General features: G+C 72.0%; 22 protein-coding genes and 2 pseudogenes. 11 read left to right on the plus strand and 13 right to left on the minus strand.

Annotation, left to right across the window (positions count from 1 at the left end):
- Positions 1–36 precede the first annotated feature (36 nt).
- From OJ962_RS25090 to OJ962_RS25100, 3 genes are all read right to left on the minus strand, one after another.
- Complete coding sequence (locus OJ962_RS25090) at positions 37–1,095, minus strand: RNA polymerase subunit sigma-70 (RefSeq protein ID WP_270006680.1); 1,059 nt, start codon at positions 1,093–1,095, stop codon at positions 37–39.
- Between the two features lie 93 nt (positions 1,096–1,188).
- Complete coding sequence (locus OJ962_RS25095) at positions 1,189–1,854, minus strand: response regulator (protein WP_202958204.1); 666 nt, start codon at positions 1,852–1,854, stop codon at positions 1,189–1,191.
- The gene (locus OJ962_RS25100) at positions 1,851–4,217 is read right to left on the minus strand and encodes a sensor histidine kinase (RefSeq protein WP_270006681.1); all 2,367 of its coding nucleotides are present in this window, start codon (positions 4,215–4,217) and stop codon (positions 1,851–1,853) included. The genes OJ962_RS25095 and OJ962_RS25100 overlap by 4 nt, the downstream gene beginning before the upstream one ends.
- Here OJ962_RS25100 and OJ962_RS25105 point away from each other — a divergent pair.
- Complete coding sequence (locus OJ962_RS25105) at positions 4,108–4,500, plus strand: hypothetical protein (RefSeq protein WP_270006682.1); 393 nt, start codon at positions 4,108–4,110, stop codon at positions 4,498–4,500. The two genes, OJ962_RS25100 and OJ962_RS25105, sit on opposite strands and share 110 nt — an antisense overlap.
- 122 nt (positions 4,501–4,622) lie before the next feature.
- Positions 4,623–5,300 carry a GNAT family N-acetyltransferase gene (locus tag OJ962_RS25110; RefSeq protein ID WP_202958201.1) on the plus strand — a complete coding sequence of 226 codons (678 nt, stop codon included), beginning with the start codon at positions 4,623–4,625 and terminating at the stop codon, positions 5,298–5,300.
- Positions 5,301–5,409: 109 nt separating this feature from the next.
- On the opposite strand, the pseudogene OJ962_RS25115 reads toward OJ962_RS25110, so the two are convergent.
- Positions 5,410–6,521 (minus strand): annotated as a pseudogene (locus tag OJ962_RS25115) (amidase).
- Positions 6,461–6,766 (minus strand): amidase family protein, encoded by a 306-nt coding sequence (locus OJ962_RS25125; RefSeq protein WP_202958199.1) that lies wholly within the window; start codon positions 6,764–6,766, stop codon positions 6,461–6,463. The pseudogene OJ962_RS25115 and the gene OJ962_RS25125 overlap by 61 nt, the downstream one beginning before the upstream one ends.
- An 865-nt stretch (positions 6,767–7,631) precedes the next feature.
- On the opposite strand from OJ962_RS25125, the gene OJ962_RS25130 reads away from it, so the two are divergent.
- The gene (locus OJ962_RS25130) at positions 7,632–8,204 is read left to right on the plus strand and encodes a CAP domain-containing protein (RefSeq protein WP_202958198.1); all 573 of its coding nucleotides are present in this window, start codon (positions 7,632–7,634) and stop codon (positions 8,202–8,204) included.
- A gap of 141 nt (positions 8,205–8,345) precedes the next feature.
- Here OJ962_RS25130 and OJ962_RS25135 read toward each other — a convergent pair whose 3' ends face one another.
- Together OJ962_RS25135 and OJ962_RS25140 are read right to left on the minus strand one after the other, a co-directional pair.
- Positions 8,346–8,519, minus strand: coding sequence for a hypothetical protein (locus tag OJ962_RS25135; protein ID WP_202958197.1), 174 nt, complete (start codon positions 8,517–8,519; stop codon positions 8,346–8,348).
- Positions 8,516–8,674, minus strand: a complete 159-nt coding sequence (locus tag OJ962_RS25140) for a hypothetical protein (RefSeq protein ID WP_270006684.1) — start codon at positions 8,672–8,674, stop codon at positions 8,516–8,518. The genes OJ962_RS25135 and OJ962_RS25140 overlap by 4 nt, the downstream gene beginning before the upstream one ends.
- A gap of 401 nt (positions 8,675–9,075) precedes the next feature.
- Between OJ962_RS25140 and OJ962_RS25145 the strand changes: the two genes are divergently transcribed.
- The 7 genes and pseudogenes from OJ962_RS25145 (at position 9,076) to OJ962_RS25170 (ending at position 14,939) form a co-directional block, all read left to right on the plus strand.
- Positions 9,076–9,387 carry a fasciclin domain-containing protein gene (locus OJ962_RS25145; protein WP_202958195.1) on the plus strand — a complete coding sequence of 104 codons (312 nt, stop codon included), beginning with the start codon at positions 9,076–9,078 and terminating at the stop codon, positions 9,385–9,387.
- 34 nt (positions 9,388–9,421) lie between these two features.
- Complete coding sequence (locus OJ962_RS25150; RefSeq protein WP_202958194.1) at positions 9,422–9,514, plus strand: fasciclin domain-containing protein; 93 nt, start codon at positions 9,422–9,424, stop codon at positions 9,512–9,514.
- Between the two features lie 103 nt (positions 9,515–9,617).
- A pseudogene (locus OJ962_RS34525) lies at positions 9,618–9,896 on the plus strand (peptidoglycan-binding domain-containing protein); the annotation flags it as partial.
- A gap of 218 nt (positions 9,897–10,114) precedes the next feature.
- Positions 10,115–11,221, plus strand: a complete 1,107-nt coding sequence (locus OJ962_RS25155; RefSeq protein ID WP_238932576.1) for a hypothetical protein — start codon at positions 10,115–10,117, stop codon at positions 11,219–11,221.
- 36 nt (positions 11,222–11,257) lie between these two features.
- Positions 11,258–11,821 (plus strand): dihydrofolate reductase family protein, encoded by a 564-nt coding sequence (locus tag OJ962_RS25160; protein WP_202958191.1) that lies wholly within the window; start codon positions 11,258–11,260, stop codon positions 11,819–11,821.
- 48 nt (positions 11,822–11,869) lie between these two features.
- Positions 11,870–12,223, plus strand: coding sequence for a DUF2200 domain-containing protein (locus tag OJ962_RS25165; RefSeq protein WP_202958190.1), 354 nt, complete (start codon positions 11,870–11,872; stop codon positions 12,221–12,223).
- Between the two features lie 49 nt (positions 12,224–12,272).
- Positions 12,273–14,939: a helix-turn-helix transcriptional regulator gene (locus tag OJ962_RS25170; RefSeq protein ID WP_202958189.1), complete on the plus strand. Its 2,667-nt coding sequence runs from the start codon at positions 12,273–12,275 to the stop codon at positions 14,937–14,939.
- Here the strand turns inward: OJ962_RS25170 and OJ962_RS25175 are convergent.
- Genes OJ962_RS25175 through OJ962_RS25195 form a run of 5 tightly spaced genes read right to left on the minus strand, consistent with a single transcriptional unit; the run spans position 14,933 to position 20,636 of the window.
- Positions 14,933–17,497: a helix-turn-helix transcriptional regulator gene (locus OJ962_RS25175; RefSeq protein ID WP_202958188.1), complete on the minus strand. Its 2,565-nt coding sequence runs from the start codon at positions 17,495–17,497 to the stop codon at positions 14,933–14,935. The genes OJ962_RS25170 and OJ962_RS25175 overlap by 7 nt on opposite strands.
- A 15-nt stretch (positions 17,498–17,512) precedes the next feature.
- A complete protein-coding gene (locus OJ962_RS25180) occupies positions 17,513–18,163 on the minus strand; it encodes an alpha/beta fold hydrolase (RefSeq protein ID WP_202958187.1) in 651 nt (216 codons plus the stop codon).
- Complete coding sequence (locus OJ962_RS25185) at positions 18,163–18,951, minus strand: alpha/beta fold hydrolase (protein WP_202958186.1); 789 nt, start codon at positions 18,949–18,951, stop codon at positions 18,163–18,165. The genes OJ962_RS25180 and OJ962_RS25185 overlap by 1 nt, the downstream gene beginning before the upstream one ends.
- Positions 18,951–19,817 carry an alpha/beta fold hydrolase gene (locus tag OJ962_RS25190; protein WP_202958185.1) on the minus strand — a complete coding sequence of 289 codons (867 nt, stop codon included), beginning with the start codon at positions 19,815–19,817 and terminating at the stop codon, positions 18,951–18,953. Before OJ962_RS25190 ends, OJ962_RS25185 begins: the two co-directional genes overlap by 1 nt.
- A 3-nt stretch (positions 19,818–19,820) precedes the next feature.
- Complete coding sequence (locus tag OJ962_RS25195) at positions 19,821–20,636, minus strand: alpha/beta hydrolase (RefSeq protein ID WP_202958184.1); 816 nt, start codon at positions 20,634–20,636, stop codon at positions 19,821–19,823.
- Positions 20,637–20,852: 216 nt separating this feature from the next.
- Here OJ962_RS25195 and OJ962_RS25200 point away from each other — a divergent pair, with 216 nt between their 5' ends.
- Positions 20,853–21,740 carry an alpha/beta fold hydrolase gene (locus OJ962_RS25200; protein ID WP_202958183.1) on the plus strand — a complete coding sequence of 296 codons (888 nt, stop codon included), beginning with the start codon at positions 20,853–20,855 and terminating at the stop codon, positions 21,738–21,740.
- Here the strand turns inward: OJ962_RS25200 and OJ962_RS25205 are convergent.
- Positions 21,723–24,389: a M14 family zinc carboxypeptidase gene (locus OJ962_RS25205; protein ID WP_270006685.1), complete on the minus strand. Its 2,667-nt coding sequence runs from the start codon at positions 24,387–24,389 to the stop codon at positions 21,723–21,725. The genes OJ962_RS25200 and OJ962_RS25205 overlap by 18 nt on opposite strands.
- Between the last annotated feature and the right edge of the window lie 992 nt (positions 24,390–25,381).

Here is a 25,381-nt window from a genome sequence, read left to right on the forward strand (position 1 = left end):
TAACGACCGGCCGACGCGCTGGAAGGAATCGGGCCTCTATGAATCGATTCGCTCGGGCAGGCCGAAGCGTGCAAACAGCGCCGGATCGAGGAGCGCCGTCATCGCGAGGATTCGGCCATCGTCGTCAAGTGTGAGCACGTCGATCCCGTCGGCGACAAACGCCGCTCGCCGTGCGTCCCAGCGATAGCAGCCCACTGCCGGCTGACCGTTGGCGGAGGTGAAGCGGTGACGCCAGCCCTCCTTGGCGGGCCCTGTCGCCAGGAGCTGCCGGATCGCATCCCGCCCGGAGTACCAGAGGCTGTATGGGGACATCGACCACTCGGCATGGTCGGCCAGCATCGACACGAGGCCGTCGACATCGCCGCGCTCGAACGCGTCGGCGTAGTTGCGGACGATCATCTGGACCCGTGTGTCGCCGAGCGCCCGCAGCGTCTCCTGCTGGCTGCGATTCGGAACCCGCTCGTCCAGCCTCGCGCGTGCGCGCTGGAGCGCGCTCTTGACCGAGGGTTCGCTCGTCGTCATCACCTCGGCCACCTCTCGCGCGGAGAACCCGAGCACCTCACGCATGATCAGCGCCGCACGCTGATTGGGCGACAGGTGCTCAAGCGCGGCGATGAATGCCAGCTCGACCCCCTCGCGTCGCTCGTAGCCCTCGTCGGGCAACGGCTGCAGCCAGAGCACCTCGGTTTCCTTCCTCGTCTCGGGGTCCCAGGCCTCGGCGGTCGGCGGCCCCTGCTCCGCGAGCAGCACCGGCGACCGGCCCCGATGCGCGATCACATCGAGCGACGCGTTCGTCGCAATCCGATGGAGCCAGTTGCGCAGTGAGCTCCTTCCGTCGAAGCCCGCCAGCCCGCGCCAGGCCCGCAGCATCGAATCCTGGACGGCGTCCTCGGAGTCCGCAAGCGTCCCGAGCATGCGATAGCAGTGGGCGTGAAGCGCGCGGCGATACGGCGCGACCAGGGACTCGAAGGCCTTTTCGTCGCCTGCTCGCGCGGCCTCTATGAGCGTGGCTTCAGGTGCGGTCGTCTGACGCGACCGTTGACCGATCCTAACCTCGATCGACCTCCGGCATCCATGCGCATCCCGCGCCTGCACATCGACGATCCGAGCTCGGCGGTCATGGTGATCGCGACCACCATCGCGGGGATGAGAGCGCCTCCGAGTCTCCTCCGCGCGGAGGAGCGGGGACTACTCCGGCGGGCGGCCGGGAGTGACGAGACCGGACTCGTAAGCGAGCACGACGGCTTGGACGCGATCGCGGAGGCCGAGCTTGGCGAGAATGTGTGCGACGTGGGTCTTGATGGTGGTGTCGCTGAGCACGAGCTGGTCGGCGATCTCCGCGTTGGAGAGGCCGCGCGCAAGGAGCCTGAGCACGTCGAACTCGCGCGGGGTGAGCTCATCGAGCGCGGCAGGGCGGACACCGCCGGCAGGCCGGACGCGGGCGAACTCGGCGATCAGGCGCCGCGTGACGGTCGGGGCGAGCAGCGCCTCGCCGGCGGCGACGGCGCGGATGCCGTCGACGAGCTGGCGCGGCGGGCTGTCCTTGAGCAGGAAGCCGCTTGCGCCGGCCCGCAGGGCGTCGTAGACGTACTCGTCGAGGTCGTAGGTGGTGAGCACGAGCACTCGCGCCGGGTGCCGCGCCGTGATCTCGCGCGTGGAGGCGATCCCGTCGAGAACGGGCATGCGGATGTCCATCAGCACGACGTCGGGCTGCAGGCGTCCGGCGCTGTGAATCGCTTCCTCACCGTTCGATGCCTCCCCGACGACCTTGAGGTCGGCGTGGTTCTCGAGCACGAGCCGGAACCCGGCGCGCACGAGCGACTGGTCGTCGCAGATCAGAACGCGGATGCTCATACGCCCTCGATCGGCAGGCGGGCACGGACGAGAAAGCCGCCGCTGCCGTGCCGGCCGAGGTCGAGCGAGCCGCCGTAGAGCGCCACCCGCTCGCGCATCCCGACCAGCCCGTGACCGCCGCCGGGCGCCGGGCCGCTGCCGTCGGGGCCACGCCCGTCGTCGGCGATCTCAAGCTCCAGCGCGCGGCCCGGGCAGCGCACCGTCACCCAGGCATGATGGGCGTCGGCGTGTTTGGCCGTGTTGGTGAGCGCCTCCTGCACGATCCGAAATGCGGCGAGATCAATGCCGGCCGGGAGCGTGCGCGCGCGGTCGTCGACCCGCAGCTCGACGTGCAGACCGGCGGCGCGCGCCGGCTCGACGAGCCGTTCGACAACGCCGAGGCCCGGCGCGTTCGCCGTCGGCAGATCAGCGAGCCGGCCGAGTTCGGCGAGCGCCTCGTGGGCGACGGACGCGATCAGCGCAGCGATCTGGGCGACGCGCCTGGGATCGCGCTCGACGATGCCGTCGGCGCCGCCGGCCTGGATCGCGATCACGCTGATGTGATGCGCGACCGCGTCGTGGAGCTCGCGCGCCATCCGCGTGCGCTCGCTCGTCACGGCGGCGGCCGCCTGGCGCGCACGGCTGCGCTCGACTTCGACGTCTTTCTCGCGCTCGACGACCATCAGCCGGCGGTTGCCACTCACCACCCGGCCGATCGTCCAGGGCAGAACGACGCCGCCCAGCAGCGCTGCCACCACGCCCTCCGGATAGAAGACCGCGGCGTGCACCGCCGCCCCCGCGGCGACCAGCAGCAGCCCGCCGACCGCGTGGCCGCGGGTCGCGTACGCGCCGATCGCGTAGTTGGCGACCACCATCGCCAGCATGTTCACGAGCGGAAACGAATCCAAGTCGAGCAGTTGGCTCTGGGTGGTGATCGCCGCGAGCACGCCGGCGGCCACGGCCACCGGCCGGCGCCGCCGCCGCAGCAGCGGCACGGCGAGCGCCACGGCCGTCAGCCAGGCGCCGCCCGGCCCCACGAGCGCCAGCTCGACCGCGCCGACCACGAGCACCGCGGCGACCAGCACGTGATCCGTGACGGCGCCGAGTCGACGTCGGGTCACGGGCGCGCTCCGGGAGGGCAGCATCATGGCGGCGGGGGGATTGGTCGCCGGCGGCAATGGCTCGCCGCCACGGAGGATGTCGGCGCGCGGCGGCGCGAGGCTTGGCGCCTCGCCGTCACGGCGAAGTACGCCCAGCACGCGCCGTACGTCGGCGAGCGCCGCACGCGCCGTACCCGCGATCGCCGCGAGCCGCTCCCGGGCTGTCACGTGGTCACCGGAGCGCAGCAGCGCCGGCAGCGATTGGGCGTCGCCGGCGATGGCTCGTAGGGCGCCGGCGACCGCGACCTGGAGGTCGGCGGCGATCCGCGCGCGCTCCTGGTCCGCCGCCTGGCGCGCGTCGCGTTCGCGATCACGCGCCCGCCGGGCGACCCTGTCGGCCAGTTCCCGCCGCAGCAGGTCCTGGTCGCGGGCCCAGCGCCCGAGCACCAGCGGACACGCGACCGCCGCGAACGTCAACAGCGCCTGGTGGGGTTCCTGCGCGGAGGAGTCGAAGACGATCCGCGTCACCGCGACCGCGGCTGCGGCAGCGGCGGCCGCGGCGAAGGCCGGCACACCGGTCAGCCGGCCGCCCGCGACGTAGAGCACGAGCGCGAGCACGATGATCGTGGTCGCCGCCTCCCCGACCAGAAAGCCGCCGAGCACGGCCTGTACGAAGAGCACGAGCGCGACGGCCGCGAGCGTCGGCAGCGGCGCCCGTCGGCTCCATGCCAGCGGCATGGCCATCGCCGGCACGGCCAGCGCGCTCACGAGCCGCCCACCTTCCTCGCCAGCGGAACCGAGCCACACTTCGGCCTCACCGGAAACAGTGAGCACAACCGCGGCGAGCCCGAACAGGCGCGAGGACACCCCGCCACGGTAACGGCGCGCGTGCATTTCGTCCTCGTCCGCGCGGCTGAGCCCGATCTCCTCCTCCAGGATGAGATTCACGGAGCGGGCGGTCCGCTCAGAGGAGATCCGGTTCGCCACCGTGGCCGACGACGACGCCGGCGTTCCCACCGATAGTGGCGGCATGTCAGTCGGCGCATCCACCCTCCCCGCCCGCCCCTCCACTTCGCCCGGCCGCGCTCGCATCAAGCTGGGCCCGACGGCCCGGCGTGCGCTGCTGACCTTGCACATCATCGCCAGCGTCGGGCTGCTGGGCGACATCGCCGCCGTGCTCGCGGTCAACGTTCGCGCCGCCACCACCGACGACCCGGCGCTCGCCGCCGCGTCGTACGAGCTGCTGGCAATGTTCACCGTGCTGTTCGGCATCCCGCTCAGCATGGTCTCGCTCGCCACCGGCATCGTGCTCGGAATGGCCACACCCTGGGGAGTCCTGCGCTACGCGTGGGTCAGCGCCAAGCTCGTGCTCCTGGTCGGCGTCGTGCTCGTCGGCTCGTTTCTTCTCGGCCCCGGCACCGCCGCGATGCGCAGCGGCGACGGCGGCGCCGAGGCACGCCTGATCGCCGGCTCCGCCTACGACGTCGCTGCGCTCACGCTCGCCACCGGCTTGTCCGTGTTCAAGCCCCGGCGGCGCCGTCGATCGCAAGGCATGGCAAGACACTGATTGCGGAGAGGGCCGACGCCGTAGCCCATGACCGGGACCGCGGCGTGGAGTGCGATCGGCGCAGCAGTTGGACGCCGACGTATGCGCACGAACTGCGCGGACCAGCCACGTACTATGAGCGCGTGCTGGAGCTGGCGCAGCGATCGATCGACGGCTTCGCCGAGACGCTCGCGTGCCTTGGGCGAACCGGCGTCGGTGGTGCCAGGGAAGTGCGGGCGGCGGGGGCCGTCGGGGCGCGCGTGCCGTGGGCCGAGGACAACCACTGGATCGACGCGGCGGTCGGTGGGCCCGGCGTCGTGCTGGTCGATCCGCCGCATTGCCTGTGGAGCACGGTCGCGCCGCCGGACCGGCAGGAGCTGGAGGCCATTGCCATGCCGTGCATGGGGCTCGTGCTGGACGAGTGGCAGGTGCCCGCGGGCGCGCCGCTCGAGACGCCCGCGCTTGACGTAGTCGGTGAGCTCAACGACCGCGCGTACGGGCAGCAGGACCGACTCGCCCCCCTCATCGGCGCACTCGACGATCCGCGCGTGCGCACGCACGGGTTGCGCGTCGACGGCGAGTGGGCGTGCGTCGCGCTGACGGTCCGCCTCGCCGACGACGTCAGCGTCCAGTACGTCGCCACCGAAGCCGCGTTCCGCCGCCGCGGTCTCGCGGCGCAGGTGCTCGCCGGAGCGTTGGCGCGCGCCCGCGCCGATGGCGCCCGCACCGCGACGCTGCAAGCGAGCCCCGACGGCCGCGGCGTCTACGAGCGCTTGGGCTTCCGCACGGTCGCGACGCTCACCGCGTCGGTCGCCGCGTAGGCCGGCTCGATCGGTCGCCAAGAAGGGTCGAACGTCCGGGTGGTGCGCTCGGTGTTTCCGCTGGCCAGTCCGCACGGCGAGCATTACCCGTGATGCGCGCGCGAGTCAGCTAGGTCGCCTTTCCCCTCCATATCGGGGGGCCGCGGTCCGCCCATGGCATCGCCGCCTCGAGCTGGGCTGACACTTGCACGAGCACGTCCTCCCGCAGCGCCTGCGCGGCGAGCTGAACGCCGATGGGCAGCCCGTCCCCCGACACGCCGAGCGGCAGGCTCACGGCCGGCTGCCCGGTCATGTTGAGCTGCGACGTGAAGGGGATCTGCCCGAACAGACGCTCGAACCATTCACGGGCCTCCTGGATCGACTCCGCGTCTTGGTCGAGCGACCCCACCGGCAGCGCGGGAACCGGCACTGTTGGCGTGAGCAGGAGGTCGAAGTCGTCCAAGAACGCGCCCCACGCGCGCGTGACCGTGTTCTGCACAGCGAAGGCTTGGGTTAGCTCCAACGCCGACAGCCCGGCGCCGTGGCGCAGCGCGGTCAGCGTGCCGCGCTCCAACGGGTCTGGGCCCGGTTCACGTCCGGTCAGGTGAGCCAGCGCCAGGACCGACACGGCGGTGAACCAGGTCCAGATCACGAACTGCGCGGAGAAGAACGCATCGATGTCGAACTCAGGGGACGCCTCCTCGACTGAGTGTCCGAGCGACTCCAGCTCCCGTGCAACCTGCTCGACGACGCGCGCCACCTCCGGCGCCGTCTGCATGCCCCAAAATGACTGCGTACGGGACGCGATGCGCAGGCGTCCCGGGTCGGCCTCCAGCTGCTCCGCATACGAGTGCGTTGGCCGGGCGACGTAGTACTTCTCGCCCGGCGCCGGACCGCACACGGCGTCAAGCACCGCCGCGGTGTCGCGCACGCTGCGCGTGACGACAAGCTGAACCGAGGCGTCGTTGAGCACCTCATCGACGACAGGACCAGCAGGCACGCGCCCGCGCGTCGGCTTCAGGCCCTCAAGCCCGTTGCACGCGCCGGGATGCGGATCGAGCCGCCGCCATCGCTGGCGTGCGCGATCGGCACCGCGCCGGCGGCCACGAGCGCTCCCGACCCGCCGCTCGAACCACCCGGTATGCGCTCCGTGTCCCACGGATTGCGCGTGATCCCGTGCGCTACGGGTGCGGTGTTGAGTCCGCCGGGGCGACGAAGCCCGCAATCAGGCGACCGCCCCACTCCATGGGCTTGCCCTCGAGCAGGCAGACGAGGTCCTTCGCCAGAAACGGGACGCCGCCAAGCGGACCGGCAGGGTCATCGGACACATCGTCGAAGGGTTCCCCTACGAGCGCGTTGAGCCGCGGGTTCACCTCCTCAAGCGCACGCAACGCCGCGTCACCTACCTCCTCGCCGCTGACCTGCCCGTCATCGATGAGGCCCTTGAGGCCCAGGCCGTCGTGCTCGGCGTACTCCGCGGAGTGCATCAGCGCGTCTCCCCTCCGGGTAGGTCAGCGCAGTGTCGCGTTGCGGGCTCGCGCCGCAGGCGCACCGACGGGGCACTGCAGCCGCCATCGGCGCCCGACAGCCGCGGTTGCGCGTCGCGGTCCGATGAGCGGACGGTTGAGGATCCGGCCGTTAGGCGGCGACGCCCGCTGAGGGCGCGCCGGCCACTCAAAGGCCGCGTCGAAACTCGGGGCCAGGCGCGCAGAGCCGTCATATGGACTGACTTGATCTCTGGGAAGCCAAGGAAGCGAAAGGCCACGCCGCCTCAACCCCGCCACCCTCACATCCAGCGAAGAAGAGCGGTTCGCCCCTCTCTCCGGCCGCCGCGCCTGAGCCGCGTGACGGCCACGCCTCTTCCACGTCGCGCACGCGCTGCCGGGCGGTCAGCACAAGCGTCCCAAAGCCTGAGAACGCGTCAATCCTTGTTGAATGTCTTGGATTGCCCAACGGATCGCATCACCTGTATTCATACGCCCCGTCACCATTAGTTTCCGGTGCACTGATCAACTCAAGAATAATTGTTTGAGGGATTCTTTTTACTCAGGAACCTTGCGCTAAAGTGTGTCTTGGTCCAGAAACCATCAGCGTTGATGGAGCTCCAAGGAGCTCTCATTGCTGACGAGGATCTGGCTGGGAGCCTCAACTGAGCGCTCCTACCGGCCCAAGGACAGGGCTCAATACAGCGTGCTCGCCAGGAGCAGCACGTCATAGGTCGGGCGGGGCCGATTTCGGTCCGCCGCTCGCGTCCTGCGGTTTTCATCAGCCCGTCTCGAGCACCGGCTCGTTCGGCCGCGGAAGCCGCTCAGCGCAACTCCTTCTCCCGGCTAGAAGATCGGAGACGACGCCATGCGCTCGTCCCACTCCACGCTGCTGCGCCGCTCATTCGTCTGCGGTGCCCTCATCACCACACTCAGTCTCACGGGCGGCCGCTCCGCCGACGCCGCCGTGACGAAAGACCAGTGCCCCAACGTCGATATCGCGCTCACGGCCAGCAACGTCGACGAGATCCGCGGCGGCATCCTGTGCCTGACCAACGCGGAGCGTGAGCAGCGCGCCCTGAAGCCGCTGCGCGAGCACGCCAAGCTGCGCAAGGCCGCGCTCTCCCACTCCTCGGACATGGTCCGCCGCAGCTTTTTCTCGCACACCACCCCGAGCGGCACATCGTTCGTCGACCGCATCGTGCGCGCCGGCTACACGCAGCGCAACGACGGCTGGTCGCTCGGCGAGAACCTCGCCTGGGGCACCGGCGAGCTCGGGACCGCTCGCGGCGTCCACGAAGCCTGGATGCACTCCAGCGGCCACCGCGCCAACATCCTCAAGCCGGCCTTTCGCGAGCTCGGGATCGGCATCCGCCCCGGCGTGCCGACGGACCCCACCGTCGGCACCACCTACACAACGAACTTCGGCGTGAAGCTGTGAGCATCCGTCTTGCGCTGCTCGCGAGTGCGCCAACGCCTCGCCGCCCGTTCGGCGGGTACGCCTACGCCGCCGATCGGCGAAACCGCTTCGCCGGCTTCCAGGACGCGCTGCAGGCCGACGTCGCGATCACCCACTCCCTCCTTAAGCGGACGCGCGCTTCGGGGCGTCGGCCACGTTCGCGCGGCTCAACTCGGCGCCCTGCGCGTCCGGCGTCTCCTGCTCGAGCTCGACCTCGCCGCGGGGCGTGATGAGGATCATGCCCGCGATGACCAGCAGCGTCGCTACCCCTCCTGCCACCGCCAGGAGCACGTTCATGACCGCTCCCTCACCGCGGCCATCCAGAACGCGCCGCCGGAGAGGATCGACGGCACCCAGAGGCCGACGAAGACGCCCTCGTCGCGGTTGTCGGTGAACCACAGCCCGATCGAGAGCAGAAACGACCCGAACGCGGCCAGCAGGAAGAGGATCACCCCGAGCCGATGCCGGTCACTCGCCGCGGTGCTGCGCGTTACGCGTCCCGCACCCTTTGCGCTGCTCGTATGCACGTCGCCTCCAGTCGCTTGGCTCAGCAGCGGTACGTCCAGCGACGAGAGCGCGGATCGGCGGCCGGCGATTCGTGGCGCCCGAAGAGGCGGATGAGTCAAGGATGAGCGCCTATCCGCCAATCTCGTTGCGTGGTCAACCGACTTGGGCGTGTGCCTCGTAGGGCTGGACACGCAACCTCAGGAGGCAGGGCTCATGCAGATTCAGGCAAAGCGGCTGGCCACGTTCGCCGCCATAAGCATCCTCGGATTGGGCGTGGCGGCGTGCGGTGAGGACGAACCGGAATCGGCGGCCGCGGAGGCGGCCCCGGCCGAGGACGCAGACGCCGGTGGCCACCGAGACGCCGGCCGCGGCCGAGCAGGACATCGTCGCGCTGGCCTCGGCGACCCCGGACCTCTCGACGCTCGTGTCCGCGGTGCAGGCGGCCGAGCTCGTGGAGACGCTGCAGGGCGAGGGGCCGTTCACGGTCTTCGCGCCCACCAACGACGCGTTCGCCGCCGTGGGCCAAGCGACGCTCGACGAGCTGCTCGCTCCCGAGGCAAGGATCAGCTCACTGCCTGCCATCCTCACCTACCACATCGTGCCCCCGGTGAGCTCGCCGCGGCCGATCTCGAGGACGGTCAGGCGCTCGAGACCGTGAGGGCACGGTCAGCATCGAGGGCGACACGGTCCGCGTGGGCGACGCGACGGTCGCGATGGCCGACGTCCAGGCCAGCAACGGCGTCGTGCACGTCATCGACAGCGTGCTGATGCCGGCCGAGCAGTAGCCACTCCCTTCACGCGGCGCGGGTCAGGGACATCCCTGACCCGCGTCCGGGAGAGACCTAATGGAAACTTGACGGGCCGGGCGCGACAGTGGTGGACACAACGATGCACATCCACCATCCCCTTGTCATCCGTCCACGCTGGGCGCGGCCCCCGCGACCGCGCGGGATCGGCCTCGCGCTCCGGGCGGTGGCGACGCCCGGCGCGGTGCCGGGCGGCGCTCCCGCGCTGCACGCCCGGGTCGCACAGGAGCGGCTCCTGGCGCACGGCTTCCTCGCCGACGACGCGGTCACCGGCCGCTTCGACCGGGCGACCCTCAACGCCGTCGCGCGCTTTCAGGCCGCGCACGCGCTCCCGGTGGATGGCCAGCTCGACGCCCGCACCGCCGACGCGCTGCTCTGCGACCGAGCGCATGCCACCGGGGCTGTATCAGGGCTAAAGGAAGTTCGTCGAGCGGCCGATAGGGAGCCTGAGCCTGCTCCACAGCGTCTCGGCCAACACCCTCTCCCCTCCCCGGCCGAGGACATTTATTGTGGAGCAGGCTCCCTCCTCCCTTCGAGCACCAGAGGCTTACAGCCGGGGACCTTGGGTACCGGGTGGACATGGACGACGACGCTGCGCTGGTCGAAGCAGTCGCTGCGGCGGTTGCGCCAGAGTACCGCGCCTTGGTTGTCTCCGACGCAGCCGGCTTGCTGCTCGACACCTACTACGACGGCGAAGCTGAGCAACTCGTCCCGCTTGCGCTCGAGCTGAAGAACGAAGATGTGACGCCCGACTTCGAGCGCGACGGAGACGAGCAGGAGCTTGGCTATCCCGAGCTCGACGACAGGCCCGCGGCTCGGGATCTGTGCGATCGCCTCAATCGGCGGATCGACACGGCGGAAGACGGTCACGTCCTGCTGGAGGCGTACTGGCTTGCCTTGGCTTACGTGCTGCACCGGGAGCTCGGCATGCCGGTGCTGGCCGCCGACTGCGAGATGCCGATCGCCGAACAACTCGAGCGCCAGCGTGGCAGGACGCAGCCGGCTGACCCGCTCGCGGGCTTGGACGTCTTTCTCACGTGGCCGATCGACGAACACCGCATCGCCGCCGTGTGGCGCAGCGACTGGGGCCATCAGGCTTCCGCGCGGGCGCCGCTGGAACCGATCGAAATCGGGTTCAACACGGAGATCGGCCGCAACCCTGAGGTGCGCGCCGGCTGGCTGCCGCCCGGAGCCGTCGGCGCGCAACTGCGGGACCGCGCCGGGGTGTGGCACGAGGCGCGCGCAGATCACCAGGTGTGGTTATGCGTGCTGCCGCAGCGCGCCGGTCAGCGTGATCCCGCGATTCGCTACCTGGAGCTGGGTGGCGCGATCTTCCAACGCCTCGAACACCCGGACGCCCTTCCGGCGTTGTGGCCCGCCCAGGCCCCCGGGCCGCCCGAGCTCAGCCAGTCCACGGACGGCGTGCTCGCGTACACCGCCGAAGACTGGTACGTCGTGACCCAGAGCCACACCGGCATCGAGACCCACGCCGCGTTCCGGCCACTCACGGGGACGATTCTCGGCCAACCGTACGCGTTCGGGCTCGAGAATACGGACGACGGCCGCTGGCGCGCCGTTGCCGTTTGCGCCTCATTCACGGTCGATGTCGAGGCTGGAGGCCGGCCCCCTGAACGGCTCGACCTGGTAGCGATCGATTCGCCCCCGGCTGGACAACCGGCCCACTGACCGATGAGTTTCGCGCGCCGTGTTGGTCTACGCGGCATGCGGAAACTGAGCTACGGCATGAGCGTGAGCCTGGACGGCTACATCGCCGCGCCCGGGGACGACCTGAGCTGGGGCGTCCCGAGCGACGAGCTGTTCCAGTTCTGGTCTGACCGGGTGGAAGCGACAGGCCTGGCGCTGTACGGGCGCAAGCTGTGGGAGGGAATGAGCTCGCACTGGCCGACCGCCGACCAGCAGCCGGGCGTCACACCGGCGCACATCGAGTTCGCCAACCGCTGGCGGGACATGCCGAAGGTGGTGTTCTCCTCGACGATCAGCACGGTCGGCTGGAACGCCCGCGTTGTCACCGGTGACGCGGTCGCCGAGATCCGCCGGCTCAAGGCCGAGGATGGCGGCCCCATGGACATCTGCGGTGCCACGCTCGCCGCTACGGCCATGCGGGCCGGGCTGATCGACGAGTACGCGATTGTCACCCACCCGGTGCTCGTCGGCGGCGGTACGCCGTTCTTCACGGCGCTGGACGACTGGGTGAACCTGAGGTTGGTGGAGACCGGGACGTTTCCCGGCGGGGTGTTACTGACCCGGTACGAGACGAGGCGCTGAGGGCTCAGGGGGTGCCGTCCCACCGTCGTCCCGCCGTATAACTCCGGCATGGCAGGGCACCGGATCTACAGCATGAGCGTCGCGAGCGTCTACCCGCACTACGTCACCAAGGCCGAGAAGAAGGGCCGGACGAAGGAAGAGGTGAACGAGATCCTCTGCTGGCTGACCGGATACGACGAGCGCGAGCTCGGCGAGCAACTGGAGCGAGGCACGGACTTCGAGCGGTTCTTCGCCGAGGCGCCTGCGCTGAACCCGTCGCGCAAGCTCATCACCGGCGTGATCTGCGGCGTCCGCGTGGAGGACATCGAGGAACCGCTCATGCAGGAGATCCGCTATCTCGACAAGCTCGTCGACGAGCTCGCGCGCGGCAAGGCGATGGAGAAGATCCTGCGCGCGCCGTGATCGCGCGACGCGGGCGCGGCGCCGGCTGCGCTTTTAGGGTTCGGTTCGAGTGAGACGAACCGGGAACACGCTCGTCGGGCGCGAGGACGAGCTCGGGCTCGTCGACGCGCTGCTGGCGCGCGGCGGTGAGGCGCTGCTGCTGCACGGGGACCCGGGCGTCGGCAAGAGCGCGATCGCGGCCGCCGCGACGGCGAAGGCGCGCGCGGCCGGCGCGACCGTCCTGACGACGACCGGGATGCCGGCGGAGCCCGAGCTCCCGTACACGTCGCTGCAGCCGCTGCTGTGGCCGGTGCTCGACGACGCCGCCGGCCTCCCGGCGCCGCAGCGGGCCGCGCTGGACGCGGCGCTGGGGCTCTCCGCGGACGCGCCGAAGGACCCGTTCCGGACCGGGATGGCGGTGCTCAACCTGCTCGGTGACGCGGCCGAGCGGGCGCCGGTGGTGGTCGTGGTGGAGGATGCGCACTGGCTGGACGAGGCGACGACGGAGGTGCTCGCGTTCGTCGCGCGGCGGATCGAGGATGACCCGATCGCGATGCTCATCACGTCGCGCGAGAACGTCCCGCGCCCGTTCCGCGCCCTCCCGTCGCGCGCGGTCGCGCCGCTTGTGCCGGCGGCCGCGGAAGCGCTGCTGCACGAGCTGGACACCGAGCTCGCCCCCGCGACGCGGACGCGCATCCTCGAACAGGCGCAGGGCAACCCGCTCGGGCTCGTCGAGCTGCTGGCGAGCGCCGCTCGCGCGCAGGCCGAGCCGGAGCTGCCGGCCTGGCTGCCGCTGAGCACGCGGCTGGAGCGCACGTTCAGCGCGCGCGTCGCGGACCTCCCCGAAGGGACGCGGGCCGCGCTGCTCGTGGCCGGGCTGACCGATCGGGCTGACGTGACCGAGGTGCTCGCGGCGGCTTCGGTGCTCGCCGGCGCGCCGCTGACGCTCGACGCGCTCACGCCCGCGGTCGAGGCGGGGCTGATCGAGGTCGGGGAGCTGCGGATCGCGTTCGGACATCCGCTGATGCGCAGCGCGATCGTTCAGAGCGGGTCCGAGACACGGCGGCGCGGCGCACACGAGGCGCTGGCGGCGACGCTCGATCCAGCGCGTTCGCTCGGGCATCGTGTGGCCGCGGCGGCGGGGGTCGACGACGCGCTCGCCGACGAGCTCGCGCGGCTCGCCCACGCCGCGCAGCGACGCGGCTCGATGGTGCGCGCGGCCGAGACGCTCGGCCGCGCGGCGGCGCTCACCGGGGAAGAGACGCGGCGGGGCGCGCGCCTGCTCGACGCGGCCGAGCTCGCGCTGGACGTCGGCCGCGAAGACCTCGTCGAGCGCCTGCTCGCGGACGCCGCGCCGCTCCTCCTCGCCCCTGACGACCAGCAACGGCGGCTGTGGCTGCAGCGGACCGCGAGCCGGCGGGCGCCGGCGCCGGCGTGGTTCGAGGCGCACCTGGACCGGATCGAGCAGCTCGACGATCCCGCGCGCGCGTCGCAGGCATTGCTGTCCGTGGCGTTCCGGGCGTGGTGGTCGGACGTGCCGCGCCCGGTACGGGAGCGGTTGGTCGCCGCCGCCCGTTCGCTCCCGCCCGGCTCGCCGCCGTTGATCGTGGCGATGGTGCTCGCGCTCGTCGCGCCGGCCGATTACGGGTACGAGATCGGCCAGAGCCTGAAGCGGATTGACCCGGACGAGGTGGCCGCCGAGTTGCTGCGGCTGGGCGCCGTGATGTGCACGATCGTCGGGACGTTCGAGCGCGGCGTGACCCTCGGGGACCGCGCGCTGGAGCGGCTGCGGGCGCGCGGCCGGTACGGGCTGCTCGCGACGGCGCTGGTGGGTCGCGCGTGGGCGGGCGTGTTCGCTGGGTCGTGGACGGCATCGCTGGCGGCGGCGCAGGAGGCCGAGGCCGTCGCGCGTGAGACCGATCAGCCGCTGTGGGTGGTCGCGGCGCTGTCGGCGCAGGCCGCGCTCACGGGCGCGCGCGGGGAGCTCGATGCGGCGCTCGCGCTCGCCGACCGCGCCGACGCGCGGCTCGCGCCCGGTGCCGCCGACGGCATGCGGACGATGAGCGAGGTCGCGCGCGGGCTGGCGCAGCTGGCCGCGGGTGAGCCACGGGCGGCGCTGGCGCACTTCGAGCGCGTGCTGTCCACGGGCACGGAGTTCGTCGCGCGCTGGATCGTCGCCGACGCGGTGGACGCTGCCGTGGCGGCCAACGCGTACGACGCCGGCCGCTCGCTGCTGGCGCAGGCCGAGACGTTCGCGGGACCGTCGCGGCACCTGCGCGCCTCGCTGGCCTACGCGCGGCTGGTGCTCACGCCCGAGGAGGCGGCCGCGAAGGCCGCGTTCGAGGCGTCCGCGGAGATCCCGGCGCTGCGCGCACGCGTGCAGCTCGCGCACGGTGGCTGGTTGCGCCGCAACCGACGGCCCGGCGAGGCGCGCGCGTTGCTGCGCGCTGCGCGGGACACGTTCGAGGCGCTCGACATGGGCGCCCCGGCCGAGCGGGCGCGCGGCGAGCTGCGCGCGGCGGGCGAGGCCGTGCGCGTCGCCGACGTCGACGTCATGCGGGTGCTCTCACCGCAGGAGCTGCAGATCGCGCGGCTCGCCGCGGACGGGCTCTCCAACCGCGACATCGGCCAGGCGCTGTACCTCTCGCACCGCACGATCGGCTCGCATCTGTACCGCATCTTCCCCAAGCTCGGGGTTGCCTCGCGCGGCGAGCTACGCGCGCTGATCGCTCAGTAGCCGAGCCGCTCGAGCGCGGCACCGACGTTCGCGCGCGACGACACGTCCAGCTTGGGGAAGATCTTGCCGAGGTGATGCCCGACCGTGCGCGGCGACAGGGCGAGGTCCGCTGCGATCGCCGGGTTCGTCAGCCCGCGCGCGACCAGCCGCGCGATCTCCAGCTCCCGCGGCGTGAGCCGGTCGACGGTGGCCTCTGACCGGTGTGCCGTCTCGGCCGTCGCGGCGAGCTCGCGCTGCGCCTTCTCCGCCCACGGCTTCGCGCCCAGCCGTTCGAACGTGGCCGCCGCCGCCCGCAGCGGCGTGCGCGAGTCCGCCGGCCGCCGGTTCCGCCGCACCCGCATCCCGTGCACGAGCAACATGCGTGCGTGCGCCAGCGGGACGTCCTCGCCGATCACCGCCGCCGCTCGTTCGAACGCCGCGTCCGCGTCGCCGTCCTCGGCGAGCACGAGTGTCGCGTGCGCCTGCGCGAGCGCGGCCCGATCGCCGGCGGCCGCGAGCTGGTCGCGCACGAACGCGCGCTCTTCGTCGGTCGTCGCCGATTCGGCGAGGTCGTCGAGCGCCGTGAGCGCCGTGCCGAGGTCGTAGGCCGGGTCCGTCGGGTCGAACGGACGCCGCAGGTGCGCGAACGCCTCGCCCGGCCGGCCCGCTCCGAGCGCCAGCGCGCCGCGGGCCTGCTGCACGGCGGCGAGCACGGACGCCCCCTTCACGCGCAACGCGATCCGCTCGGCCTCGCCCGCGTGCTCCTCCGCGGCGTCCTCGTCGCCGCGCAGCGCCGCGATCCGCGCGAGCGCCGTCCGCGCCAGCGCGCCCCACAGCGGCTGGCGAACCTGGCGGCACAGCGCCGCCGACTCCAGCCCGTCCTCCCAGGCGCGGTCGAGGTCCGAGACGCCGAGCCGCGCGTGCGCGGCGAGCGCGAGCACCTGCCCGAGCCGCGTCCGGCGCCGCTGCGCCCGCAGCTCGTGCACGGCCCGCTCGAGCAGCGCCGCGGCGCCGCGCAGGTCGCCGGTGACGAGCGCGAGGTACCCGCGCAGCGCGAGCGCGACGGGCTGCTCGGCGCCTCGAGTGGTCGATTTCCCACGGTATGCGAGGGAAACCGAGCGGTCGGTGGGGCGCCCGTCCGCGGCGACCGTGAGCGTCGGCGCGGACACGAGCGCCTCGTGCGCGAGCGCGGCGCCGTCGCCGGCCGAGGCCTGCGTCTCGGTCGTTGCGCGCCACCACAGGCGCAGCGCGAGCTCCGGGTCGACGCAGGTGCGCGCGGTGGCGGCGAGTGTGCCCGGTGACACGCGTGGCCGCAGCACGAGCGCGCGGACGCGACCCGTGTCGTCGACGTGGGCCGGGACGACGTCCTCGAGCAGGCGGGTCGCGACATCCACCCCGCCGATCTCGGCCGCGAGCTCGGCGGCCAGCAGCAGTCGCCGGCTGCGCTCGGGGCCGGCCGGAGTGAGGTTCGCCGCGCGGCGCAGGCCGGCGGCGGCACGCTCGTAGTCGCCGCGGTCCCGCGAGCGCAGCGCGACCGCCTCCAATTCGCTCGCCAGCCCTTCGTCGGTGCCGGGCGCGCCGACGACCCGGTGCCACACCGCCCGGTCCGGGTCCCGCGCCGCGATCCCCGCGGCCAGCGCCGCGTGCCCCGCGGCCCGCGCCGCCGGGCTCGCCGCGTGCCGCACGGCCGAGCGCGTCAACGGATGCGCGAACCGCAACCGGTCCCCGTCGACCTCGACCAAGCCGGCCGCCACGGCCGGCGCGAGCACGTCCGCCGTCGCAGCGCCGGCGGCGGCGAGCACGTCGTGCAGCCGCTCGGCGTCGTCGAGCGCGGCCAGCAACAGCGCGTGAGCGCACGCGGACGGCAGGTCCTCGGCGCCGAACGCCTCCTCCAGCGCAGGCGTCAACGGCGCCCAGGAGCCGAGCAGCACGCCGTCCCCCACTGCCGCATAGGCCGCCGGCAGCTCCATCAGCGCCAGCGGGCGACCCGCCGCTTCGCGCAGCACGCGCTCGCGGACCAGCAGCGGCAACGTGTCGTCCAGCAGCGCGGCGGCCGAGACCGGGTCGAGCGGGCCCACGACCAGCTCGTCGACCCCGGCGACCCCGTCACCGTGCCCACCGAGCAGCACCGGGACGCCGACGCCCGCGCCGATGAACGCGCTGATCGCCGCGCGGCTCTCGGCGTCGACCCACTGCCAGTCGTCGACGCACACCACGCCAGGCTCGGCGTCGCGCGCCAAGGCGACGAGCGCCGCAGCCACCTCGTCAGCCGGGACGACGCCTTCGCTGAACCCGAAGGACGCGCGCAGCGCCTCGCCCGGCTCAGCCGGCAGCGCCTCCACCGCGCGCCGCAGTGGCCGCAGCAGCGCGTGCAGCCCCGCGTACGGGAACCCGGACTCGGCCTCCACGCCGACAGCGCGCAGCACGCCCAGCCCGCGCGCGCCTGCCTTCTCGACTGCCCCGTCGAGCAGCGCGCTCACGCCGCACCCGCGCGGCCCGCGCACCATCAAGGCACCACCGGCACGGAGGACCTCGTCCAGCCGCGCCAGCTCGTCTTCACGCCCGATCAGCGTCCCCATGCACCGCGAACCATCTCAGGTTCGGCGGGTCGCGCGGAAAAACACGCCCGCGACCTCGGCGGCGTGCGTGTGCAGGACAGCGTGGGTGGCGTCGAGCTCCATTACCGCGGAGCCCGCGCGCGCCGCCATCTCCCGCTGCGCGCCCGCGGCGACGAACCCGTCGCGCCCGGCCACCACGAACCACGACGGCACCCGCGCCCACGCCGGGTCCGCAGCCGGCTCGTCGAGCGCCCCCGGCAGCACGGGCCGCTGCAGCGCGGCCTCTCCGCCCACCACGTCGTGGTACCGGTCCCGCGCGACCAACAGCTCGATCGCCCCGCCGCGCGCGACGCCCGGCCGCAGCGTCTCCAGCACCGGCGCGCCCAGCCAGCTCACGCACGTCTCCCCCGCCGCCGGAGCGAAGGCGGCGACGTACACGAGCCCGACCACGTTCGGCGCGTCCACGCCGGTGATCACCGACCCGCCGTAGTCGTGCCCGCCGAGCACGACCGGCCCGTCCATGGAACGCGCGAGCGACGCCACGTAGGTGGCGTCGCTCGTCAACCCCGTCAGCGGGTTCGCAACCGCGATCGCCTCGATCCCCTCGCGCTGCAGCGCGGCGATGACGCGCGCCCACACGGACGTCTCACCGAACGCACCGTGCACGAGGAGGACCGACGCGCGCACTACTTGCCTCGGGCCGCCTGGAGGATCAGCTCGGTCGTGATCGCCGGCTCGGACATCATCACCACGTGCGAGGCGTTGCGGACCTCCCACGTGCGGGCCTTCGCACGCTTGGCCATCGCCCGCAGGTTGCCGGTGCCGATCGTGTTGTCGCGGGTCGGGACCAGCGCCCACGACGGGATCGACGCCCACGCCGGCACCCCCGACCCCTCGCCCAGCGTCACCAGCGAGGCGGGCCGCTGCGAGACCGCCATCACGTTCGTCACGCGCCGGGGGAGATCGGCCGCAAAGATCTCGCGGAACAGGTCCTGCTTGATCGTGCCCTCCGTGCCGGGCGGCGTGCCGTCGCCCACCAGGTCGAGGGCCTTGAGGCCGAGCATCGCTCCGCCCGCGGCGGGCGTCAGCTGCTGCACCGTCTCACCCTGCGCGGGAGCGAACGCCGCCGCGTAGACGAGCGCCTTGACGTTCGGATTGCCGGTCGCCGCGTTCGTGATGACGACGCCGCCGTAGGAGTGGCCCACGAGCACGACCGGGCCGCTGATGTGCTCGAGCAGGCGGCGCAGGGACGCCGCGTCCGCGGTCACGCCGCGCAGCGGGTTGGCCGGCGCGAGCACGTTGTAGCCGCGGTCCTGCAGACGCTCGGTGACGTCGTTCCAGCCGGACGCGTCCGCGAACGCCCCGTGCACCAAGACGATCGTGGGCTTGGGCGGCCACGTCTTCTTCGTCTTCGCCCCAGCGGGCGCGGCGAACACCAGGAGGGCGGCAACGACCGCCAGAACCACACGCTTCATCAGGCCACCCCAGCTTCCGTGTTGGCGACCACCCCGACGTCCTCCCCGCGCGCGAACGCGAGCAGGTCGGCGGAGAGCTCGTCCTTGTGCGTGTCCGTGATGCCGTGCGGCGCCCCCGGATAGACCTTCAGCCGCGCGCCCGCGACGCGCGCCGCGGACGCCTGCCCGCCGACCGTGAACGGCACGACCTGGTCGTCGTCGCCGTGGATGACCAGCGTCGGCACGTCCACCCGGTCCAAGTCCTCGCGCATGTCGGTCGCGGAGAACGCCGCGATCGAGTCGTACGCGTTCTTGTGCCCCGACTGCAGCCCTTGGCGCCAGAACGCGGCGCGGATGCCTTCGGAGATCGACACGCCGTCGCGGTTGTGGCCGAAGAACGGCCCGTCCGCCAGGTCGCGGTAGAGCTGCGAGCGGTCGGCCAGCGAGCCCGCGCGGATGCCGTCGAAGACCTCGATCGGCACGCCGCCCGGGTTGTCTTCGGTGAGCAGCATGAACGGCGGGACCGCGCTCACGAGCACGAGCTTGGCCACCCGATCGGTGCCGTGCCGGCCGATGTACCGGGTGACCTCGCCGCCGCCCGTGGAGAAGCCGACCAGGATCACGTCGCGCAGGTCCAGCGCCTCGATCAGCGCCGCCAGATCGTCCGCGTAGTGGTCCATGTCGTTGCCGTCCCACACCTGCGTGGAGCGACCGTGGCCGCGGCGGTCGTGCGCGATCGCGCGGAAGCCGTTGTCGGCGAGGTAGAGCTGCTGCGCCTCCCACGAGTCGCTGTTGAGCGGCCACCCGTGGGCCATGACGACCGGCTGGCCGGAGCCCCAGTCCTTGTAGAAGATCTCGACGCCGTCGGGAGTGCTGATGAACGGCATCACCTAGGCCTCGACCTTCGGGTTGACGCGGGCGTGCGCGAGCGCCCATTCGAGCGCGCGGTCGGCGAGCTTCTCCCAGCCCTCGAGCGCCGGCATGAAGTGCGGGCCCTCGACCTCCTCGATCTCCGTGAGCGTGCCCTCGCCCTTGTAGTGCTTGGCGTTGGACCGCTGCACCGACGGCGGCATGATGTGATCGTCGGAGCCGGAGATGAACAGCAGCGGCGCGCGGTTCGGGTTCGAGTAGTCGACCCACGTGTCCTGATGGCCCGGCTTGACGTTGGCCAGCACGCTCTCGAGCAGGATGCCGCCGTTCGCGGGGATCGCGTAGCGCTCGTACAGCGGCCGGGCGATCTCCTCCGGCACGCCGTTGGTGAACGCGTAGTGGAACTGCTCGAACGTGAAGCCCGCCGCACGATGCCGGTTGGCCGGGTTCTTGAGGATCGGGAACGTCGAGCGCAGCTGCGAGAGCGGCGCGACCTTCACGCCCTCGGTCGGGGCGCTGTTGAGCACCACGGCCGACGCGCCGTAGCCCTTGTCGAGCAGGATCTGCGTGAACACGCCGCCGGCCGAATGACCCATGAGGATCGGGTTGTCGAGCGGCTTGACGACCGACTCGAGGTGATCGACGATCTTCGGGACGGTGAGCTCGGCGATCGGCGTCGGGTCGGCGTTGAGCGCCTCGACCTCCGCCTCGAGCCCGGGGTACGCCGGGGCGATGACCTTGTAACCCTTGGCCTCGTAGTACGAGACCCACTCCTCCCAGCTGCGGGGCGTGACCCAGAAGCCGTGGATGAGCACGATGGTGTCCGGTGCTGACATTCGCTGTTCCCCCTTGGAACGAACCGCGTTGACCTGCCGGGGAAGCTATGTGCGCGCCTACCTCCGTCGCATCGGGTGCATGACTGTCATGGCCGCGGGCGCGGATGCAGTCAACTGACCGATGCGGCACCGACCCGTGCTCGATAAGCGCCCCTGATGCGCCGGGCAACGAACGATCATTGGCGCCGGGCGGGAAGCGCTGGAACACTCGCCGCCATGAAGCACGGCATGGCCGACATCGAGCCCGGGCTGCGGCTGCACTACACCATCACGGGCGACGGCCCGCGCACGATCGTGCTCCTGCACGGGTTCCCGCAGACCCTGCGCGAGTGGGACAAGGTGACGCCCGGGCTCGTCGACGCGGGCTTCACCGTGATCGCCCCCGACTACCGCGGCGCCGGGCACTCGTGGCGACCGGCGGGCGGCTACGACAAGCGCACGATGGCGCAGGACATCCGGCGGCTCGTGCGCGACCACCTCGGTGTGGAAGGCCCGTTCGTGCTCGCCGGCCACGACATCGGCCTGATGGTCGCGTACGCCTACGCGCAGCGCTACCGCGACGACCTCTCGCACCTCGTCGTGGCCGACGCGCCCATCCCCGGCACCGCCGTCTTCGACCGCCTGCGCAGCGACCCGCGCGTGTGGCACTTCGCCTTCCACGGCGCCCGCGACCTGCCCGAGCTGCTCGTCCAGGGCCGCGAGCGCCAGTACCTGCAGTTCTTCTTCGACGCGCGCACCACCGACCCGTCGGCGACCGACCTCGACGTGTACGCCGACGCCTACGCCGCACCCGGCGCGATGCGCGCGGGCTTCGAGCTCTACCGGGCGTTCGAGCAGGACGCGCAGGACAACCGCGCCGCCCTCGCCGCGGGCGGCAAGCTGACCGTGCCCGTGCTGGCCATCGGTGGCGAGATCTCCACCACCGGTCCGCTGATGGAGGAGATGCTGCGCGAGGTGGCCGAGGACGTGACGGGCCGCGTCATCCCCGGTACCGCGCACTGGATCCCCGAGGAGAACCCGGCGGCGTTCGTCGAGGCCGTGGTGGCGTTCGTGGCGCCCTCCGCGCAGGAGGGCGCCACGTCTACCTCAGTGCCCGTGGCGTGAGCTGGGCACCTCGACGACCTCCTCCATCGCCGCGGTCTGCTGCACCGGGGCGAGCGCCGGAGCGCCGGCGCGCTTGCCGACCCAGTACGCGGCCGAGGCGAACGCCGGCCACTCACGCTCGGGATCGGCGCGGTAGAGCGGGTTCATCGCGAACACGGTGAGCCGGTTGGTGTTGGCCGCGTTCGGCCCGTGCGCGATCAGCGCCGCGCCGGGCGCGGTGGACGACTGCTCGTCGAGCAGCCACAGGCCCGAGACGAAGAAGTTCGAGCTCGGGAGCCGCGCGTCGACGCTGAGCGTCGGCGGGACGGCGGTCAGCCACGTCGGCGGGTCCATGATCGCCGTGTCCTGTGCCGGGTAGGCGCCCGTGATCGGGCTGCTCGCGCCGCCCGTGTTGTTCCAGCGGACGATGCCGCTGCGACCGGCGCCGCTGCGGGCCGCCGCGGAGAGCCCGGCGACCTCGCCCGCCGAGGCCAGGAACGCGGTGCCGTTCACCCCCGCGCCGAGGTAGCCGCCACCGGCCGCGAAGAACGCCGACAGCCGCGCCCGCGCGGTCGCCTGCGCCGCCGCACCCGGCCAGCCGGCCTGATTGAAGACGACGTCGTAGGCGTCCAGCGGGTTCGGCCCGTTCGCGTTGTTGAGCGCGCCGGTCGCGGCGGTCGAGACCGGGTCGGCCTCGAAGCCGAGCTGGCGCATGACCCAGATCTCCTGCGTGAGCCCACCCGTCAGCACCGCGATCCGCGGCACGCGCGTGAGCGGCGTGGCCGCCGGCAGCGGCCCGTCGACGGCACGGAAGATGAGCCCCGAGTCGTCGGCGGCGCGCTCGAGCGCGCGCCGGGCGCCGCGATCGAACAGCGCCGTGCCCGCCGGGTAGCGCCCGAACGGCGCCTCGGCGATCTGCGCCGTCACGCCCGCCCGCAGCAGCGCGTTGAGCGTGCGCACCGCCGTCGGCGAGTCCAGCTCGAGCGCGTAGGCCGTCGCGCGGTGCGAGTGCTCGACGCCGCCGCGCAGCTTCGGCGTGCGATCGATCGGGAGCGCGAGCGCCCAGATCGGCGTCCCGCGCGGGACCTGGACGACATCCGCGCCCCACAGCAGGCCGTGGCTGAACGCCGCCGGCGGCGCGTACAGCTGACCGATCCGGGACGAGATGTCAACGCCCGCGCCCAGCGATTCCTCCACCAGCCCGCGGTGCGGCTGGCGCAGGCTCACGACGTAGGAGCCGTGCTGGTACCACGTGCCGCCGATGCGCGCGGGCAGCAGCAGCTTGTGGACCTCGATGCCGTTGGTCAGCAGCCAGTCGACCAGCCGGTTGGCCTCGGCGTCGCTGCGCTGGCCCTGGCCGACCGGGATCATGTACGCCTCGGGGTACTCGTACATCCAGTTGTTCTCGCGGTCGAACGGCGCGGGGCAGCACGGCGGCCGCGGCGCGCCGGCCTTGCCGCGCCGGTAGATCTCGAGCATGTCGTTGAGCACTGCCGAGCGGTTGGCGACGTTGAACTCGACCGTGGAGGTCGTCACGAGCGCCTGCGCGATCTTGGCCGCGATCCGGCCGCGCGGGAAGTTCGTCGCCCCGGGCGCGCCGCACGTGTACTGCGTGGTGGAGGCGGGCGCGGTGCTCTGGCACATCTCGATCGTCGAGCCGTTGAGGCCGACGAGCTGGTTGTACATCGGCGTGTAGAACGGGCCCCAGTCGTCCCAGCCCTCGGCGACCGCCGGGCCGGGCAGCGAGCCGTCCGCACAACGCGTCTGCCCGAACGGCGGGAGGTCGGCGTCCGCGCACCAGTCGTTGATCGGCCGCTGATAGCCGAGCCCGACGGTGGCCAGCGCGTCGCCGTTGGCCTTCGTGCGCGGCTGGTTCCACTTCAGGAACAGGTCGTAGTCGATGCCCGGGCCGTGCGGCTTGGTCGTGGCCTCGATCAGCGTCGGCGTGACGTAGCCGTGCTGGTCGAGCATGTCCGGGAACAGCCACTTCTGCATCGTCGCCACGGACGCCTTGGTCTCCGTCTGCGACTGCGTGAGGAAGTCGCGGTTGAGATCGAAGCCGTTGCCGTTGGCGCGCTGCCCGAGCGCGCGGCCGTCCGGGTTGTGGACGACGTTGAAGACGAGGATCGAGTGATCGAGCCAGCGGTCGACCTCGGCGTCCTGGCCGCGCCGGCTGGTCGCCAGGCGGTTGATGAACTCCATCATCGCGTCGACGCCCTCGGACTCGTTGCCGTGGATGCCGGACTGGATGTAGAGCGGGACCTTGACGGCGCCGCGCGCGTGGCGCAGCTCACGCTGGGCGCGGGACGGGTCCTCGCGCGCGAGCCGGCGCACGTCCCACCAGTTGTCGTAGGCCCTGCGCTGGGCGGACGTCTCGAGCGCGTTGATCGTCACGCGCCACATCGGGCGGCCCTGCGCGGAGACGCCGTGCTGTTCGATCGTCATGCGCCCGCGCACGCCCTCAGCCTTGATCTTCTGCAGCGTGCAGCCGATCGCGTAGTACGGGATGTGCGGGAAGCTGCCCACCGGATCGTTGGCACCGGTGCCGTCGGGCAGCGCCGCCGTGGCGTCCGGCTCGGGTGTGCCGCACCATGGCGGTGCGATTGTCACCGCCTCGGCTGCGCTCGGCACCCCCACGGCGACCACGATCGCCGCGACGGCGGTTCCCACGGCAGTGCGACACCAGCCCAGCATCCGCCCACCCCCTCAGGTGGCTCTCTTGGCTCTGCGCGCGATTCGACACTGCGGCACGTCGGGCGTCAAGTCACGGGCGTCGGGTTCCGCACCGGCGCGTACGCGCGGTGGTCCGCTTCGTTGGCCAGACGAGGCGGCGTCGGGAGCCGGCCCGCGCCGGCACCTGCTCTGAGGCGAGGCGTGTGAGGGTGGCTGAGGACGTGCGCCGTGGCATTGCGCCTCCCTGACATCTCTGGTCCTTCGGCGCTCTCAGGCGCCACCCGGGTGGCATAGACCCAAGCTGACCGCCTCCGCTGAGTTGACCGGTGTGCTGTCGGCGAGCGCGCGTTGACACCGCTCCGTTCGCGCAAAGCAGCGCGTCGCCGGACTGCTGCGGCACACAGATATTCGAGCGTCGTCGAAATACGCGCAAGTCCACAATTTCGCTATTTCCGATCCTCGTCGAACCAGGCGATCGCCCAACGAGATCAACGGGGAGGCACCCACGCGCCAAGCGGCCTGAGCAGCCCAATCGCTAGGACGATGTCTTAGACCACGACCCGGGACTTGATCCTCGCCGGTCGAGTCTCGCGACTGATCGTCGTTGGATGTGGCGAGCGAGAATCGGGGGGTTCTACGTCTCCTGTGGGTGCGGCTGTCGGGTGCAGTCGAACCTGGAGTTAGGGGCCCGGACAAGCGAGAACCTGAGCGCCAGCGGCGATGTCAACGCTCTTTGGTGCGAACGCGGACGTGCCGCGCAGGCGGGGTTGTTTGATCAGGACGTCACGCTAAGGTGCGTTGTAGTCGGGCACGGTCAGCGGTGACGGAGCTTCTTCAGCCTCCTTCATGGCCGTGATCGGGCGGAGCGCCCAATCGAGCGTTCCTTTCGGCCCAGGGACAGGGCTCAACACAGCGTGCTCGCCAGGAGCAGTGCGTCATATGTCGGGCGGGACCTTGTGGTTCGCCGCCCGCGTCCTGCGGTTTCACAC

This window comes from Solirubrobacter deserti (assembly GCF_027587175.1).
GTDB lineage: Bacteria > Actinomycetota > Thermoleophilia > Solirubrobacterales > Solirubrobacteraceae > Solirubrobacter > Solirubrobacter deserti.

Bases quoted from the DNA above. Each gene is read 5' to 3' on its own strand.
- OJ962_RS25135 (WP_202958197.1), bottom strand. From the start codon at position 8,519: ATGAACGTGCTCCTGGCGGTGGCAGGAGGGGTAGCGACGCTGCTGGTC.
- OJ962_RS25195 (WP_202958184.1), bottom strand. From the start codon at position 20,636: ATGTCAGCACCGGACACCATCGTGCTCATCCACGGCTTCTGGGTCACG.
- OJ962_RS25130 (WP_202958198.1), top strand. From the start codon at position 7,632: ATGCGCTCGTCCCACTCCACGCTGCTGCGCCGCTCATTCGTCTGCGGT.
- OJ962_RS25165 (WP_202958190.1), top strand. From the start codon at position 11,870: ATGGCAGGGCACCGGATCTACAGCATGAGCGTCGCGAGCGTCTACCCG.
- OJ962_RS25160 (WP_202958191.1), top strand. From the start codon at position 11,258: ATGCGGAAACTGAGCTACGGCATGAGCGTGAGCCTGGACGGCTACATC.
- OJ962_RS25200 (WP_202958183.1), top strand. From the start codon at position 20,853: ATGAAGCACGGCATGGCCGACATCGAGCCCGGGCTGCGGCTGCACTAC.
- OJ962_RS25185 (WP_202958186.1), bottom strand. From the start codon at position 18,951: ATGAAGCGTGTGGTTCTGGCGGTCGTTGCCGCCCTCCTGGTGTTCGCC.
- OJ962_RS25155 (WP_238932576.1), top strand. From the start codon at position 10,115: ATGGACGACGACGCTGCGCTGGTCGAAGCAGTCGCTGCGGCGGTTGCG.
- OJ962_RS25125 (WP_202958199.1), bottom strand. From the start codon at position 6,766: ATGCACTCCGCGGAGTACGCCGAGCACGACGGCCTGGGCCTCAAGGGC.
- OJ962_RS25190 (WP_202958185.1), bottom strand. From the start codon at position 19,817: ATGCCGTTCATCAGCACTCCCGACGGCGTCGAGATCTTCTACAAGGAC.
- OJ962_RS25175 (WP_202958188.1), bottom strand. From the start codon at position 17,497: ATGGGGACGCTGATCGGGCGTGAAGACGAGCTGGCGCGGCTGGACGAG.
- OJ962_RS25095 (WP_202958204.1), bottom strand. From the start codon at position 1,854: ATGAGCATCCGCGTTCTGATCTGCGACGACCAGTCGCTCGTGCGCGCC.
- OJ962_RS25100 (WP_270006681.1), bottom strand. From the start codon at position 4,217: ATGCTGAGCGGGATGCCGAACAGCACGGTGAACATTGCCAGCAGCTCG.